The organism is Paenarthrobacter sp. 10L420, from assembly GCF_056395385.1.
In genome coordinates this window covers 1-14,979 of the sequence record NZ_JBFTJK010000039.1, presented here as the reverse complement: position 1 = coordinate 14,979, position 14,979 = coordinate 1, and the positions used below count along the sequence as shown (strand labels likewise).

At 59.5% G+C, this 14,979-nt stretch carries 15 protein-coding genes and 1 pseudogene; 9 read left to right on the top strand and 7 right to left on the bottom strand.

The window, feature by feature from the left end; genetic code table 11:
* The 5 genes from AC1DD5_RS25180 to fabG all read left to right on the top strand — a co-directional run.
* Nucleotides 1-495 (top strand): isocitrate lyase/phosphoenolpyruvate mutase family protein (locus AC1DD5_RS25180; RefSeq protein ID WP_477523057.1); only part of this gene is annotated, 495 nt, incomplete at its 5' end.
* Nucleotides 496-666: 171 nt separating this feature from the next.
* Nucleotides 667-1,908: an acyl-CoA dehydrogenase family protein gene (locus tag AC1DD5_RS25175; RefSeq protein WP_477523056.1), complete on the top strand. Its 1,242-nt coding sequence runs from the start codon at nucleotides 667-669 to the stop codon at nucleotides 1,906-1,908.
* A 291-nt stretch (nucleotides 1,909-2,199) separates the two neighbouring features.
* On the top strand, nucleotides 2,200-3,381 hold the full coding sequence (locus AC1DD5_RS25170; RefSeq protein ID WP_477523055.1) for an acyl-CoA dehydrogenase family protein: 1,182 nt from the start codon (nucleotides 2,200-2,202) through the stop codon (nucleotides 3,379-3,381).
* Nucleotides 3,382-3,496: 115 nt separating this feature from the next.
* Nucleotides 3,497-4,462: a cyclase family protein gene (locus AC1DD5_RS25165; RefSeq protein WP_477523054.1), complete on the top strand. Its 966-nt coding sequence runs from the start codon at nucleotides 3,497-3,499 to the stop codon at nucleotides 4,460-4,462.
* 69 nt (nucleotides 4,463-4,531) lie between these two features.
* Complete coding sequence (gene fabG, locus AC1DD5_RS25160) at nucleotides 4,532-5,263, top strand: 3-oxoacyl-ACP reductase FabG (RefSeq protein ID WP_477520218.1); 732 nt, start codon at nucleotides 4,532-4,534, stop codon at nucleotides 5,261-5,263.
* On the opposite strand, the gene AC1DD5_RS25155 is transcribed toward fabG, so the two are convergent.
* From AC1DD5_RS25155 to AC1DD5_RS25140, 4 genes are all read right to left on the bottom strand, one after another.
* The gene (locus AC1DD5_RS25155; protein WP_477523058.1) at nucleotides 5,201-5,701 is read right to left on the bottom strand and encodes an alpha/beta hydrolase domain-containing protein; all 501 of its coding nucleotides are present in this window, start codon (nucleotides 5,699-5,701) and stop codon (nucleotides 5,201-5,203) included. The genes fabG and AC1DD5_RS25155 overlap by 63 nt on opposite strands.
* A 76-nt stretch (nucleotides 5,702-5,777) precedes the next feature.
* Nucleotides 5,778-5,885 (bottom strand): hypothetical protein, encoded by a 108-nt coding sequence (locus tag AC1DD5_RS25150; RefSeq protein WP_477523053.1) that lies wholly within the window; start codon nucleotides 5,883-5,885, stop codon nucleotides 5,778-5,780.
* Nucleotides 5,886-6,234: 349 nt separating this feature from the next.
* Nucleotides 6,235-6,702 (bottom strand): MaoC family dehydratase, encoded by a 468-nt coding sequence (locus AC1DD5_RS25145; RefSeq protein WP_477523052.1) that lies wholly within the window; start codon nucleotides 6,700-6,702, stop codon nucleotides 6,235-6,237.
* Nucleotides 6,699-7,901: an acetyl-CoA C-acyltransferase gene (locus tag AC1DD5_RS25140; RefSeq protein WP_477523051.1), complete on the bottom strand. Its 1,203-nt coding sequence runs from the start codon at nucleotides 7,899-7,901 to the stop codon at nucleotides 6,699-6,701. Before AC1DD5_RS25140 ends, AC1DD5_RS25145 begins: the two co-directional genes overlap by 4 nt.
* A 170-nt stretch (nucleotides 7,902-8,071) precedes the next feature.
* On the opposite strand from AC1DD5_RS25140, the gene AC1DD5_RS25135 reads away from it, so the two are divergent.
* From AC1DD5_RS25135 to AC1DD5_RS25125, 3 genes are all read left to right on the top strand, one after another.
* Nucleotides 8,072-9,946: a flavin-containing monooxygenase gene (locus tag AC1DD5_RS25135; protein WP_477523050.1), complete on the top strand. Its 1,875-nt coding sequence runs from the start codon at nucleotides 8,072-8,074 to the stop codon at nucleotides 9,944-9,946.
* A 92-nt stretch (nucleotides 9,947-10,038) separates the two neighbouring features.
* Nucleotides 10,039-11,127 (top strand): LLM class flavin-dependent oxidoreductase, encoded by a 1,089-nt coding sequence (locus AC1DD5_RS25130; RefSeq protein WP_477523049.1) that lies wholly within the window; start codon nucleotides 10,039-10,041, stop codon nucleotides 11,125-11,127.
* A 444-nt stretch (nucleotides 11,128-11,571) separates the two neighbouring features.
* Nucleotides 11,572-12,165 (top strand): nuclear transport factor 2 family protein, encoded by a 594-nt coding sequence (locus AC1DD5_RS25125; protein ID WP_477523048.1) that lies wholly within the window; start codon nucleotides 11,572-11,574, stop codon nucleotides 12,163-12,165.
* Nucleotides 12,166-12,241: 76 nt separating this feature from the next.
* Here the strand turns inward: AC1DD5_RS25125 and AC1DD5_RS25120 are convergent, their stop codons facing one another.
* The 3 genes from AC1DD5_RS25120 to AC1DD5_RS25110 all read right to left on the bottom strand — a co-directional run bounded on the left by AC1DD5_RS25120 (nucleotide 12,242) and on the right by AC1DD5_RS25110 (nucleotide 14,371).
* Complete coding sequence (locus AC1DD5_RS25120) at nucleotides 12,242-12,580, bottom strand: MmgE/PrpD family protein (RefSeq protein ID WP_477523047.1); 339 nt, start codon at nucleotides 12,578-12,580, stop codon at nucleotides 12,242-12,244.
* Between the two features lie 784 nt (nucleotides 12,581-13,364).
* On the bottom strand, nucleotides 13,365-13,832 hold the full coding sequence (locus tag AC1DD5_RS25115; protein ID WP_477523046.1) for a riboflavin kinase: 468 nt from the start codon (nucleotides 13,830-13,832) through the stop codon (nucleotides 13,365-13,367).
* Nucleotides 13,829-14,371 (bottom strand): NUDIX domain-containing protein, encoded by a 543-nt coding sequence (locus tag AC1DD5_RS25110; protein WP_477523045.1) that lies wholly within the window; start codon nucleotides 14,369-14,371, stop codon nucleotides 13,829-13,831. The genes AC1DD5_RS25115 and AC1DD5_RS25110 overlap by 4 nt, the downstream gene beginning before the upstream one ends.
* Before the next feature lie 360 nt (nucleotides 14,372-14,731).
* Here AC1DD5_RS25110 and AC1DD5_RS25105 point away from each other — a divergent pair.
* Nucleotides 14,732-14,979 (top strand): annotated as a pseudogene (locus tag AC1DD5_RS25105) (F420-dependent glucose-6-phosphate dehydrogenase); the annotation flags it as partial.

The window sequence follows — 14,979 nt, the reverse complement described above, 5'->3', positions numbered from 1 at the left end:
CACCACTTGACACGCGATGCGGCGGTCCAACGTGTTCGCGCCGCGGTCGAGGCGCGCCGGGATCCAAACACGGTCATCGTGGCGAGGACTGATAGTGCCCTGATATCGAAGGACGAGGCACTGTTGCGCATGCGGCTATTCGCTGAGGCCGGGGCCGATGTGATCAAGCCAACACATATCGAATGGGAGGATGCCGCCGAAGCTGTAGAGGCATCGTGCGGAGTGCCGGTGATGATGGTGCCCATCCGCTTCGGCAGCGCCACGCGCGAAGAGCGCAAACTCGCTGAAAAGAGCGGTGTGAAGATTCTTCTTGACCCGGTCCCTGTCTCGTACGCAATATACGAGGCAGCTATCAAGACGCTCACGGAACTCAAGCAAACCGGAATGGTGGACGCGGACTATTCGGACACCGCCAAGACCGTCCAGGAGACAATCCGGTACCGTGAATGGGGCGAGCTCGCGGTGCGGTATAATGCGTCGGATGCCGCGGTATGAATGCATTGCCGTCGGCGCTCAAATTTAGACGACCGGCATTGGCTGTGCTGTCACGCGGCTTGAGGACTCCTCACGGCTCCCGCCACCGTACGCCTAAGCCGGCCGGGACAGCAACCGAGTACCCTTGCATCCGATCACGACTCGAAATCTCACCCTACGGAGGTCAACATTATGGAGTCAGTAATTGACACCCCGATCTGTGACACTACTCACACGTCAGAAGAAGCGCAGCGGTGGGTTGACGTAGCACGTTCGCTGGCGCCGCTAGTAGAGTCTGAAGTCCCGCAGGCCGACCAAGACAAGGTCATCACCTCAAAGGTCGTTCAGGCGTGGAAGGACGCCGGTCTGTATGGCGTGTTGCTGCCAAAACACCTCGGAGGGGCGGGCGTGGACGCCGTTACCTATATTCAGATCGCGGAGGAGATCTCGCGTCAGGACGCCTCTGCTGGTTGGGTTTACGGTAACCACCAGACAGGCACCCTGTTCATTGGAATGCTCCTGCCGGCTGAAGCATTGCGTGAGCTGATCGGCCCTAAAGCAGACGGCGTCGCCTGCGGCTCGGGTGCTCCGCAAGGACCCTTCGGCACTGCAAAGCCAGTTGAGGGGGGCTATCTGGTCAAAGCGCCCCAGAGGTTTTTCGGATCCGGCTCGCAGCATGCGACGCGAGTGGTCAGCCGGGTAGCCCTGCTCACTGAGAACGACGAGATGCTCATAGGTGAGGACGGGGAGCCGAATGTCGTCTTCATTTGGGTGGACCCTGAACACGTCGAGTGGAAGCACGATTGGGACCCGTCTGGTCTCGCCGGATCAGGCTCGGGGTCGTATCTAGTGAAGGAACACGTAATCGAGGAAAAGTGGATGGCAATCCACGACGGAACGGACTTTCCTGACGACCCAGTGTTCACCCAGGGGTTTACAGGGGTCACGACCCTGCACCACGTCGGTACGGGGCTCGGTCTAGCGAAGCGAGCGATCGAGGAGATGGCGAAGTCCGCTCAGGGACGACGTCGCGGAGTGGTGCCTTCCCTGGACAACTATCCGCTCTTTCAGGCCGAGTTTGTTCGTGTTGCTTCGCTGTACCAAGCGTCGCGCGCATTCATTCTGGACTCCTATAAGAACCTGTGGGAGGCGGCTGCGGAACACCGTTTAAGTGAGCTGCACACTGCGCTCATCGAGCAAGCAGCACTTCACCTCTATCGGTCGCTTGACGACATCATTGCAACGGCATCGTTGTGGGCGGGGTCAGACGTCATTGCGAAGGACGGAATTTTCGCTCGCCTTAATGCAAACGCGCGGGTCGCGATGAGCCACCTTTTGGTAGGTCCGCAACACGCCGTTCAGATTGCGCCCGCGTTGCTGGACGACTGGCTCGGTAGCTCTCGGCCTGTTCACGGGAACAGTAGTCATGAGTGATTCGCTGAGCACGTCCTTTGCCGCCAGGTGCCGTTCGAGCGGTTGATTACATTTTGAAATGTTGCGCAAGATGCCGTCGTCTGCGTCGTCGATCTAAGTCTCGCTGATGAAATAAATGCCGGTGCCTACGCATCGCCGAAGGCGGGACTAGGTGCAGTTTCGAGCGAATTTGCCCTTAATGTGGCAAAGGATGGCGTTCGATCCCAGTCGGGTTTGCTGCAGAGGGCCAATCGATATTGCGTATGGCGTGCTCTACGACAATTTATTGCTTCTAGAAAGGGAAATATAGAAATGTTCGGCCTGAGCGAGGACCAAGTAGACCTTATCGCCGCCAGTCGCACTTTGGCGCTCGACAAGTTTAAAGCGAAAGCCATGCAATGGCACCGTACTAAGGAGTACCCCGCCGAGAACATCGCCGCTCTGCGAGATGCGGGGCTGCTTGGGCTTTGCGCACCAAAAGTGGTCGGCGGCGGCGGACGCTCGGAGTTTGACGCGCTGTTGGTGCTCGACGCGATCGGGAGCGTATGCCCGACTACAGCTGCGGCTATGAATGTGTTCGACGTGGGTCCACTGAGCATCCTCACAAAACATGGGAGTGCGGCCCAGCAGGAGAAATATATCCCCAGAATGCTGAATGGAGAGCTTCGCCTTTCGATTGCACTTACCGAGCCTGACGCAGGCTCCGAACTGACAGGCTTGAAGACTAGCGGCCGAGTCGAAGGCTCCGAGGTCCTCCTTAACGGAGTCAAGGTTTTCTCTGCCGGCGCCAATGCAGCTGACGTGTTTCTAGTCTATGTCCGTTTTGGCCCGAAACTGAGCGATATTGGGGCGGTAATTGTTGAGAAGGGGTCGCCTGGTCTGGTAACAGGACCCGTCAGAACCTTTATGTCTGGTTCCACCTGGGCGGAACTGCGATTCGAAAACTGTCGCGTTCCCGCGGAGAACATTCTGCCTTTGGAAAACGGGTTCAAGGACCTCATCCTGACTTACAACATGGAGCGTCTTGGTGCCGTTGCCAAGAGTCTCGGAATCGCCGAGTGTGCACGGACTCGTGCGCAAGAGTATGTCGTAAGTCGCCACCAATTCGGCGGGCCGTTGTGGGACCAGCAGGGACTGCGGTGGAAATTCGCCGATATGGAAATGCGAATTGAGTCAGCGCGGCTGCTCATGATGAAAGCCGCCGCCAATGCCGTCGACGGCAACCCTTCGCGCATTGAGTCGAGCATGGCCAAGCTCGCCGCTAGTGAGGCGGCTTCCTTCGTTTGTGATGAAGCAATCCAAGTGTGCGGGGGCACGGGATTCGACGAGGAAAGTGGTCTACCTTGGCTCTTTGGACTTGCCCGCAGTTACCGGATCGCCGGCGGGGCGTCGGAGCTTCATCGAAACATGATAGCAAAGGATCAGCTGGCGTCGAGCTGGACCTTCAACGACCAGGATCATAGCGAGGCCGTGGCTTTGACAATGTCGCCGTAGTGCACGAGAACCATCCGCCTTGGAGTCGGAGAACGACTTCAAATTTGATGCTCTTTCGCTTATTTCACCATTAGGAAAGTTGAGAACGGGAGCCAAGAGACGAATGAGTTACGACATGAGCAGCGAAAGGCCGGACCTCCCGGACTATGACGAGCTACCAAAAACCGACTTCGGAATCGGATCATCCTGGGGGATATTCGGGCCGTCGGACGAGGACGGACTGCTGAATCTGCACGGCCCGGCGACAACACTTCAGGCTGCCCAATCGATTGTCAGCGGTGAAGTCATCCGGCTCGATGCGCCGCTCGATTTTTTTGACCCGCCCTTGTACGGTCGGCCCCGTTACACCAGGGATATCGTGGTCACCGACAACGGCAGCATTGACGAATCCTACTCGGCGCTAAACCCGCAGTCCAGCAGCCAATGGGACGCCCTCAGTCATGTGGCAGCGTACCCTGGCGTCTATTACAACGGAGCAACCCTCGATGAAGTCCTGAACGGACGTAACTCGATCGCGAGTTGGGCTCGGCGAGGAATCGTTGGGCGAGGTGTACTTCTTGATCTCCAGAGGGACGCCGAGCTCAACGGGGAACCATACGATCCGGCAACCCCGCACGCATTCTCCGTCGCCGATCTCGAGAGAGCGCGGCAACGAGCTGGAGTGGAGTTCATGCCCGGGGACATCATCCTATTGCGTACCGGGTTTGCGGCGTGGTACGCAAGGTTGGAGCCGCACGAGCGTCAGCGTGTCTCGGATCGCGCGAACATGATGGCGGCAGGACTCGAACACACGGAGGAGATGGCGCGATACCTCTGGAATATCCACTGCAGTGCAGTCGTGAGCGACACACCCTGCGTTGAGGTTTTCCCCATGGGGAACTCGAGCCCGGAGTCACCGTTCGGCATACTTCACCGAGCCCTTCTCGGCCACTTCGGCATGGCAATCGGCGAGCTTTGGTGGCTTGAGGAGTTGGCCGCACGAAGCCACGACGACGGCCGAGCTACATGCATGCTGGTGAGCGCTCCGCTATACGCCCCCGGCGGTGCTGGCTCCACGGCAAACGCACTTGCGATCCGTTAGCAACGCAACGTCCAAGCACTAGGCAACATTCATAGAAATAATGCAAAACCTATCCGTGAGGAGATTAGCGTGACCCTTTCGTTTGACTTTCGAGGCAAGACCGCCGTCGTGACTGGGGCCGCGCGCGGCATCGGATATGAAATCGCCCGACTCCTCACTGAGGGCGGCGCAACCGTGTACATTGCCGACTTCGACCCCGGGGAGACGGCTATCGCCGCAGAGCGTCTGGGGGCGCGTTCGCTCATAGTCGATGTGTCTTCGCCCTCAGTCGGTGAGGTCATCGACCAGGTCATCGAGGAGGCTGGCTCGCTGGATATCTTGGTCAACAACGCTGGCATTCTTCGTGACGGGGTGCTGTGGAAGATGACCGACGACGACTGGCAAAGCGTGCTGGACGTCCACCTCACCGGCACTTTCCGTCTCACACGCGCGGCCATCAAGCCGATGCGCGCGCAGGGCTTCGGGCGGATAGTGAACGTCACCTCCTATTCGGGCATGCACGGAAACTTCGGCCAAGCCAACTACGCCGCTGCGAAGGCAGGGATCATTGGATTCACCAAGACCGCGGCGAAGGAACTCGCTAGCTTCGGGATCACTGTCAACGCGATCTCACCCAATGCGCAGACCAGAATGATCTCGTCCATCCCCGAAGCGAGGCTTACTGAACTTACCGAGATGATCCCAATCCGACGGTTCGCGGACCCGCACGAGATCGCCACCGGAGTCGGCTTCCTCGCTTCAGAGGAGGCCGCTTACATTACAGGAGTCGTGCTGCCAATCGACGGGGGAGTATCCATGTAGTCCGCACATCCTGACCTGGAACGTGTCATTTTGAGTGATATCCAGTGTTCGGGACGTGCCCAGCCTTTTCCGGGGGCTGGTGCCCTGGTTGGGCGTCGGCCGTGGTTCCAGACTTTGTCGGTGGGCTTGTGGGGGTCCCGCGAAGTGTTGAACACGACTGGTGAGCTCAGGCCTCGGCTGCTGGATACCCGCATGAGGCTCCCTCCGGACGCTCGCTGGCTTGTTGTACGTCGCCACGACGCTCAAATTCCACGCCACAGACGCAAGGCCGGATTGCGAGGCCCCCTCGGCGACGCGGTAGGGGACCTTGAGGCCGTCCACGGGTTCGACGCCCTCGCGAGCGCTTCCGGCCCTGAAAGCCACAGCAGCTTGCGAGGACATATCGGCCGCATAGGAGTCGACCGGCATCTGCATGGGGCCGTATCGCCCGGGATCCAGGCCTTCAGGCCGCCGCTCGCGCCGGGGAAGCCCTCAAGCCCGGCGCCTTGAACACTAACGAAGGCGAATCCGCCGGCTATGCCCTCAGGTTCGTCGATGACGTCGTAGCCGAGGGGCTGACGCAGGTCCAATGGACGATCAATGCGCCGTTGAACTTATCCGGGTCGGCAGGCCGACGCACCACAATACGAGTGCGCTACGGCGCGGACTCGGACTCCGTCTTTGAGACAAACTCCCCTGTCCGGGGCGTCGGTGAGAGGGTACGATCGGCCTTGCCCGCGATACAGTACCCCTCCTGGACGTATCCGACCGACGCGAGATCACACCCGCTGGCACCCGAGCGCGTGGCCGCGAGAGCTGCTGGAGACAGGTCCAGAGACGGTGGGCGGGACGACGGTTCAAACCCTAAGACGCAGACGCTTGAGTTGCAAGTGGTTGGGCCGCGCGTCAGAGGATCTTGCGGCTTCAAGGCGCAACATTGATGTGGCCCGTTGATCGTAATTGTCCCGAATCCCACTGACCCTGCCCGGGGGTCAAAGAAGCAAGAGGATCACGTTTTCCGTGACGCAGGCGGGTTTGTCTTGTCCTTCGATCTCCACCGTGACTCGAGCCCGGAGGCGTTGACCATGATTCGTCGGCTCTAGGGCGACGATTTCGACGCCTCCGCGTAGACGGGAACCAACCTGGACGGGTGCGGGAAAGCGGGTTCGCTCTGCACCGTAGTTGATCCGGGTTATCGAGTCGCTGATATCAACGACCTGTTCAATGAACATGGAAACGAGCGACAGCGTCAGATACCCGTGCGCGATTGTAGATCCGAAGGGACCAGATGCTGCGCGGACTGGATCGACGTGGATCCATTGATGATCGCCGGTCGCCTCGGCGAAAACGTCTATGCGCTGCTGTGTAATGGTTGTCCAGGGTGAGAAGCCGAGATGTTCACCGACAGCCCGGCTGATCTCATCGATGTTCGTAAAGTTTCGCCGTCCTACAACGGTCACGACACAACCTCGAATAGTCCCGCTGCTCCCATGCCGCCGCCGACGCACATTGTGATGACAACCAGGCGCGCTCCGCGGCGCCGTCCCTCCAGGAGTGCATGCCCCACCATCCGTGCACCTGACATGCCGTAGGGGTGACCGAAGGCGATTGCACCTCCGTTGACGTTGAGGAGGTCAGGATCAATGCCAAGTACGTCGCGGCAGTACAGGGCTTGTGATGCAAAAGCCTCGTTCAGCTCCCAAAGGCCGATATCCTCTATTTCGAGGGACTGGCGTTCCAAGAGCTTTCGTACTGCGGGAATGGGCCCTATACCCATCTCCTCGGGACTGCATCCGGCGACTGCCATTCCCTTGTAAAGTCCCAGCGGCGTGAGACCACGGCGCTCGGCTTCGGATGCCTCCATCAGCACCGCAGCAGACGCGCCATCAGAAAGCTGACTGGAGTTTCCGGCGGTTACGCTTGAAACGGCCGATGCCGTTCCATTTGGGAGCACGGGGGTTAGGCTGGAAAGCGCTTCTACAGTTGTGCCGGGACGGTTTCCCTCATCCTTTTCGAGCAGCACTGAGACGCGTTGTTGGGTGCCGGTGTCCTTGTCCGTTACCACTTTCGTTGTGCTGAAGGGAACGATCTCATCATCGAATCGACCGGATGCCTGAGCTGCTGCTGTGCGCTCCTGTGACATCAGCGCGAAGGCATCCTGGGCCTCCCGGCTGACGCCATAGCGTTCTGCGACGATTTCGGCGGTGTGGAGCATCGGCAGGTAGATGCCAGGTAGGTTCTCGTTCAGCCATCCATCGCGTGCGCGGTAGAAGTTCTGCTTGTCGTTCTGCACGAGTGAAATCGATTCGACGCCGCCACCGACGGCAACCTGCATGCCATCTACAACGATCTGCTTCGCCGCCGTGGCAATTGCCATGAGACCCGACGCGCACTGGCGATCGATGCTCATCCCGGCCACCGTATCGGGGAGGCCGGCACGGAGTGCTGCTTGCCTTCCGATATTCATCGAGGTTGTGCCCTCTTGCATGGCGGAGCCGAGGACGACATCTTCGACCTCAGCACCGTCGATCTGTGCGCGTGCTACGGCTTCCCGGATCGCATGTCCAGCGAGCTCCTGTGCCGAGGTGTCGTTGAACGCGCCTCGGTAAGCCTTGCCGATCGGTGTACGCGCTGTGCTGACGATTACTGCTTGCCTCATGCTTCGCCTTCTTTCTTCTAGTGTTCCTTTGCACATTGGATACGATACCATTAGTCTATGAATAAGAATCCACGATAGTGGCGGTGCGGACGTTGAGGTTCGTGTCCGATGTCGTGGTTGTTCGTATCGGGTTCGTCCTACGGGAAGTCGACAGGGAGCGGAGGTTCTGAATGAATGCGGAAAATGAGGGCGTTGTGCCGGAGGAAGAGCGGGATTCGCTTCGCGAGAAATATCGGGAAGAGCGGGACAAACGGCTTCGTGCCGAAGGTACCGCACAGTATGTGAAGCTCGATACTGCTTCGGAGTATCTGCGTGATCCGTTCACCCCGCATGTGGAGCGTGAAGGGGTGCGGCGTGACGTCGACGTCCTGATTTTGGGCGGCGGGTTTGGTGGTTTGACCACGGGCGGGTTGCTGCGCAAGGCGGGGGACTTGGAACTGGCGATCATCGAGGACGCTGGCGACTTTGGTGGTGTGTGGTACTGGAACCGTTATCCGGGTGCGCGCTGCGACATCGAGTCCTCGATCTACTTACCGCTTCTCGAGGAGGTGGGTTACATGCCCACGGAGCGGTACGCGCGTACCGACGAGATCTTCGGGTATGCCCGCAAGATGGGGCATCATTTCGATCTCTACAAAGATGCGCTGTTCCAGACGCGGATGACGGAGATGCGCTGGGATGAGGAGAGTGAGCTCTGGCAAGTAGCCACTGATCGTGGGGATGAGATCACTGCACGGTTTGTGGTGCTCGCATCCGGGGTGATGTTTAGCCGCCCTAAGCTTCCTGGCATTCCCGGGATCGAAACGTTCAAGGGACATTCGTTCCACACCAGTCGTTGGGATTACGAGTACACAGGAGGCAGCAACCTCGGGGGTATGACCGGGCTGGCTGATAAGCGGGTTGCCGTGATTGGCACCGGAGCCACTGCCATTCAGGTGGTGCCTCGGGTTGCGGCGGATGCTAAGGAAATGGTGTTGATCCAGCGCACCCCTTCGATTCTTGATGCGCGGGGTAATCGGGCGACTGATCCCGAGTGGTGGTCGAGCTTGCCGCAGGGGTGGCAGAAGGATCGTCAGACGAACTTCGACCTCGTGCTGGAGGGCAAGAGCCCAGATCGTAATCTGATCGATGATCAGTGGAAAGAGGTCTGGGGTCGCCCGGACGCCAGGGGGATGACGCCAGAGGCTGTTGCCGAGGCGATGGACGCGATCGACTTCGAGCAGATGGAGCGTATTCGCCATCGCATCGCGGAGATCGTGGAGGATCCCAAGACCGCCGCTGGTCTCATGCCGTACTACGGACGGTTCTGTAAGCGGCCGTGCTTCAGCGATGAGTATCTGCAGGCGTTCAACCAACCCAATGTCACCCTGGTCGATACCGATGGCCGCGGGCCGGATCGTATCTCAGAGAATGCCATCCATTTTGATGGTGTGGCGTATGAGGTGGATTGCATCGTCTATGCTACAGGGTTTGAGTCGTTCGCGACCTCGCCGTCGCAGTCGGGTCGCTACAACGTCATCGGGCGCGATGGTGTCACGCTTGATGAGAAGCTGGGTCGCAACGAGTACTACTCGCTCCACGGTCTCTACACCCATGGCTTCCCGAATATGTTCATGGTCGGAAACAGTCGCCAGTCCGCGCCGACGTTCAACATTCCCTTCCGAATGACCATTCAGGCCAGCCATGTGGTGGAGCTGATTACGACGTTGGTGGATTCGGGCGTCACGTCGATGGAAGTCAAACGCGAGGCGGAGTTGGCGTGGGATGCCCACATGGCCGAGTTGCGTCGGGGTGGTGCGGCCCTGGCGAAATCCGTGCTGGAGTGCACGCCGGGTTATTACAACAACGAGGGCAACGTGACCGGCAACATTATTCCTGCGGTCGCAGCAGGATACCCCGGCGGCACGCTTGGGTTCAGCGAACAGGTTGACTCGTGGCGACACCGGGAGGGGTTCCGCGAGGACATGATCTTGAAAAGCCGGTCGCATGCTTTCGGAGCGCATGATCTCGTCGACTCTTCGCTTCAACTTCAGAAAGGCATCTAATGAGGTATTACCCAGACAGCGCCGATCCCGCCACCAGGCCAGGTCTAGAGCATTGTGTCGAACGGGCTCTACCGAGCATCGACAATTCGGTCATGCTCGGTATCTTTCAACCGAACCAATCGTTCCACGAATGGCCCACGCTCGCACCGAACCCGACGGAGTGGACCTACAAGTACAATTTGGCAACGATCCTCGCCGCGGAGGAAGTGGGTATGAGCTTCGCGTTTCCTGCCGCACGTTGGGCTGGATTGCCCGGCGACGACATCGTGTGGCGGGGCGCCAGCCTCGACACGATCACGTTAACAGCCGCACTGTTGGCGGCCACCACGAAGATCACACTCCTGACCACAATCCACACAAACCTACTCAATCCCGTTGTGGCTGCCAAGTATGGCGTCGGCCTTGATCACATCGGCGGCGGCCGGTGGGGTCTCAACGTGGTTAGCGGGTGGGGAGCGCACGAATTCGCCGCGATGGGCGTTGAGCTGCTTGACCACAAGGAACGCTACGCCTACACCCGGGAATGGTTGGACGTCGTCGAGATGCTCTGGTCCGAGGGCGAGGCTACGCTGGACGGAAAGTACTTCAAGATCAACAAGGCTTCAGGTCGGCCGCGACCCTTGCAGGCTTCACCATTGATCGTAAATGCCGGACAGTCGTACACCGGCATGCGCTTCTCTGCTGAGAACGCGGACTATATCTTCTGTTTCGGAGATCTCGCAGAGAAGTTCCGCAAGGTTCGGGCAGAGGTCGGCAGCGAGTGCGGATTCATTGGCGCCAAGTCAGTGATTCTGGGCGCGACGACTGCTGCGGCGAAGGACCGTGCACGGCAAATCGTCGACCAAGCAGACCGCGGAGCATTGCGCAACATGCTAGTCGCCAGCGGTGCCGAATCACTAGAGAGCGCACAAGGACGCATGGTCTCTCGTGATGAGGTAGAGGAATACTTGCTCGGTGACGCGATTATTGCCAGCGCCGAAGATGCGGGCACACAGTTGGCGGATTGGGCCGCGACGAACGGCGTCGACGGGATTTGTCTGAACCTGTTCGACTACCTCGGTGATCTCCAGCTGATCGGTTCTGACACTATTCCGGCCTTCGAAGCACAGCTTGCCAAGTACGGTAAAAAATTCCGCCGGCCGTCCGTGCCGGAGGCAATTTCTGAATCGACGCCGGTCTGATCCACCCGCTCCGATAAGAGAGAGGCGACCGTGGCGGCGGCAATCAATGACTGCTCAACCGATATTGCCCACGTGCAAGGCGACGACATGCTCGTTCGCGGTTATCCGCTCACGACCATTGTTTGGCCAGCGCAGCTTCGGTGAGCTCGCCCGCCTGATTATCGGCGGGCGGTGGCCGACGAAAGGCCAGGCTCAGGTTCTGGAGGCGATCATGGTTTCGGTCATGGAGCACGGAATTTCGCCGACGACCACGGTCACTCGGATGATGGCCTCCTACGGCAACCCCATCCAGGCCACGTTCCCGGCAACCAGGTCACATGGACCGGTACTCAGGCACAAGCGAGATCCTAATCAAGCCGGGAATGGCATGAGCGGTTACGCAAGGCGGCACTGACTTCCCAATGCTGGTCGACGCACCAGCCCTTAAAAGGAGCCCACATCACCATGCTCGACCTTAGCCGTGTGAATTTCCGCCCGGAAGTTGAAAAGGGGTCGGAGTTGCTGCATGTGCAGCGATTGGTCGACCTACATGCAATTCGGCAGCTCGCTGAGGCGTACCCCATTCTCGTCGATAGCCACGACCTGGAAGCATTAATAGGTCTTTTTGCGGATGACGCCGTTTTCCTGCGAGCGGGAGCTGCGTACTCAGGTCGTAGAGAGTTGCGCGAGTTTTTCGGACAGATAATGAACACGTACTCTCTGACCGCACACAGTGTTCATCAGCATCTTGTGGACCTGACGCCCGGTGCGAGAACCGCGCTCGGAATCCAGATGGGGCATGGTGAAGTTGCGATCGACGGGCAACGTATGGTCGCCGCGTACCGCTACGACGACGAGTATTGCCGGGTCGACGACCGATGGTTATTCCAACGCAGACACATGCGATACGAGTACTACACCTCCCATGAGGAGTTGGCCCTGAGTCTTGCTGGACGTCAGCGAGTGCGTGTTCCGGGGGCGGCACCGCGTGATGCGGAAATTCCGGAGGAACTGCCGTCCTACCAAGCCGCACAAAGCCGAACCGGACAACGAGTTTGATGGTCCATCCTTCCCCATCGTCCCAAAGGTGCGCCTGACGCCGGCTGCCTGAGTGGCCGCGAGAGTAAAGGCATGCTCAAAACCGTGAACATCGATATCGAGGAGATGAGAGCAGGCGCCAGCAGCGCCGCACGTGGCGTAGATCCCGGGGCCGTGAATGGCCGCTCTCGTAGGCGGATGGGCCGGTTGCGAGCGCGATGCAGGCCTGACCTTGCAACCCCGCGACGATTGCTGCCGCGACCTGTCCGGTTGAAGATCGCAGTGTTTCACCGAGTGCGACGGCTGCCGAGACCACTGCCGCTGACGGGCGGCCGTCAGTCCAAAGGCTCGAATCGTCAAAGTCCACCGCATGTGCGGCGATCGCATTAGCCATCGCAGCCTCGCGTGGTGAAGTGCGCAGCCTCGAACAGACCATCAACGCCGGTAACTGTCACTGCAGGGAGCGGGAGTCCCACGGAACGTCGCTGTAGACGATCGGGAACGTGCTGGGCCGGTCTGTAGGCACCATTGGCTGGGAGATCAAAAGCAACAGTCACTCCATGCTGGGTACCGGCCATACGGTGCGCCTCGGGCCGCCACCGCTGCCCGGGGGGGCCGCCCGTTTCCGAGACCCGATGATTTCCGCTGGCGACGTGGTGCATGAGGAGCTGGGGCTTTGGGGTTCACCGGGTGGTGCATGAACAACCAGGACCGCCCTGTCTGAGGTACCACTTTCGTTACCTGAAGTAATACTTTTACATAACGTCGCTATCGGCGTTTTCCAACAAGCACATGAGAGGTGAAGGACCTTGTATTCCGTGTAGGGGTGACGCTGAGATGTGGTTAATGTTCTCCGCTAGCGGAGGCTGGCGCCCGGCCGTGTGGCGTGACCCATACCTCGAATCCCTCGGATGCTTCAAACATTTGACGCGGGTCATTCGCGTTCGCGGCAATCCAAAGTGCGGAGGAGTCGGGCATCGCATCTTCGACAAAGCCCGTTCTTATGACGCGGCCGTAGTATCGGATTTCCACCCACACGTTGATCAGCAAATTCCATCCGACGTGCTTGCGGACCATTAATTGATTAGGTTTCATGCTTCTTCCCGCTGCTGGAGGGTCAGCGGCGACGCGGGGTGAGCCGTCAACCGCTACTGCTGCGACGTAATCAGTGGGCTGGTGCCCTTGGCTCGAAGTCGCAACGGTGGTTTCCCGCTTGATTCTCACGTCCAAAATTCCTGGCCGGCCCCGTTGGCCCAGAAACGCACATGGGCCACGTCGTCGCGGATCTGTGCTGCGAGTTCATCGGTTCCACGGAATCGTCCTTGGGGGCGGATGTAGTGGTGCAGAATCACCTGAACGATGCGCCCGTACAGGTCCCCGTTGTAGTCCAGAAGGTGGGCCTCCAGCAACCGTGTTCCTCTGCGGTAGTACGTCGGGCGCCGACCCACAGAGACAGCGGCAGGGTAGGTTTCATCATCGCCTCCCTGAAGGCGGACGGTGCCTGCCCAGACGCCGTCCCGGATTTCCTCGTCCGGCACGGAGATGTTGGCTGTAGGATAACCGAGCTCCCGACCCCGGGCGTCCCCAGGCCCAACCATCCCTTCAAGCCGGACGCAACCATAGATACGGGCACTAGGCTGTAATCGCGTGGTACCGGAAGGTGCACTGGCTTGGGTCGTGGCTTTCATTGACTCACTCGCGGATCTAGCAGGTTTGGGATCATGGCGCCGTCCCAGGGTTGGAGTGTCGGGACGGCAATGGGATGATGACCGGTTGCGGCGAGCACGTTGTCGAGCCAGCCGACTCGATTAGCGAAGCGCTTGGCCTTTTGCGGGGTGGTCCACCGGTAGGAATCGTGTTCCCAGTCGAGCTTCAACCGCCGCCGGGATGTAATCGCAGTGAAAGTGTGGATAAGCCACGGGGTTCCGGAACCGTCAGGAATCACCAGGTCCGGCCCCTGCCGAAGATCGAGGAGGTCTTTGGCCTGCAAGCCCGTTTCTTCAAACAGCTCTTCCAGGGCCTGCTGTTCGGGTGTTGCCCCAGCTTCCACAAATCCCGTGATGCAGTGCCAACAGCCCCCGTCATAGCCCAGACTGCGGCTCCTTCTGAACATGGCAATCCTGCCTCGCCACTCGACGACGGCAGCGATGACGGTACGGTCCGCCGGGATGGCAGATGCGGCCTCAGAGGCTAACCTGACGCCAAGGGATCGGTTGATCGTGCTCATTCTTCTCCTCACAACACCCCTCTTTCTTCCGTCGTACACCGCCCGGTGGTCCGTTTCCGAGGCCGCGGAGATCGAGCAGTCGACCCACAGCACCGCCCATCGATGAAGACCCGCCCCGTCGTCGCCACCAGTCGAACGGAGCGGCACCATCCTTGCTGGTGCCAACCGCATCGCTCAACCGATGCTGAATACGATACCATCTATGCTGAATACGATACCACTTGCTTGGATTTGATACCATGGGGTCTCCCTCGACAAATTACTTGCGCTCACGCGCGACCGTGTGGATCTGTGGACGCGGAAGTCTATATTTACGCGCACCTTCCGTGGCGCGATGATTCTCCCGAGACAACCTCTGGCATGGACCTTTATAGGGAGAAGCTGCTGCCGGCCGTATTCGAAGGTGCGGCGGCCGCCGGACGGGATCCGGCCGGGATAGAGAAGATGATTGAGATCAAGCTCTCCTTCGATACGGACTATGCCCTGGCGCTGGAAAACACCCGGTTCTGGGCGCCGCTGTCACTGAGCCCGGAACAGAAAGCCGGCCTCGAGGACCCTGCGGCCATGGCAGCCGCCGCGGACGCGCTGCCCATCGAACAGGTCGCCAA

Bases quoted from the DNA above. Each gene is read 5' to 3' on its own strand.
- AC1DD5_RS25175 (WP_477523056.1), top strand. From the start codon at position 667: ATGGAGTCAGTAATTGACACCCCGATCTGTGACACTACTCACACGTCA.
- AC1DD5_RS25170 (WP_477523055.1), top strand. From the start codon at position 2,200: ATGTTCGGCCTGAGCGAGGACCAAGTAGACCTTATCGCCGCCAGTCGC.
- AC1DD5_RS25165 (WP_477523054.1), top strand. From the start codon at position 3,497: ATGAGCAGCGAAAGGCCGGACCTCCCGGACTATGACGAGCTACCAAAA.
- AC1DD5_RS25140 (WP_477523051.1), bottom strand. From the start codon at position 7,901: ATGAGGCAAGCAGTAATCGTCAGCACAGCGCGTACACCGATCGGCAAG.
- AC1DD5_RS25135 (WP_477523050.1), top strand. From the start codon at position 8,072: ATGAATGCGGAAAATGAGGGCGTTGTGCCGGAGGAAGAGCGGGATTCG.
- AC1DD5_RS25130 (WP_477523049.1), top strand. From the start codon at position 10,039: ATGCTCGGTATCTTTCAACCGAACCAATCGTTCCACGAATGGCCCACG.
- AC1DD5_RS25125 (WP_477523048.1), top strand. From the start codon at position 11,572: ATGCTCGACCTTAGCCGTGTGAATTTCCGCCCGGAAGTTGAAAAGGGG.
- AC1DD5_RS25120 (WP_477523047.1), bottom strand. From the start codon at position 12,580: ATGGTCTGTTCGAGGCTGCGCACTTCACCACGCGAGGCTGCGATGGCT.
- AC1DD5_RS25115 (WP_477523046.1), bottom strand. From the start codon at position 13,832: ATGAAAGCCACGACCCAAGCCAGTGCACCTTCCGGTACCACGCGATTA.
- AC1DD5_RS25110 (WP_477523045.1), bottom strand. From the start codon at position 14,371: ATGAGCACGATCAACCGATCCCTTGGCGTCAGGTTAGCCTCTGAGGCC.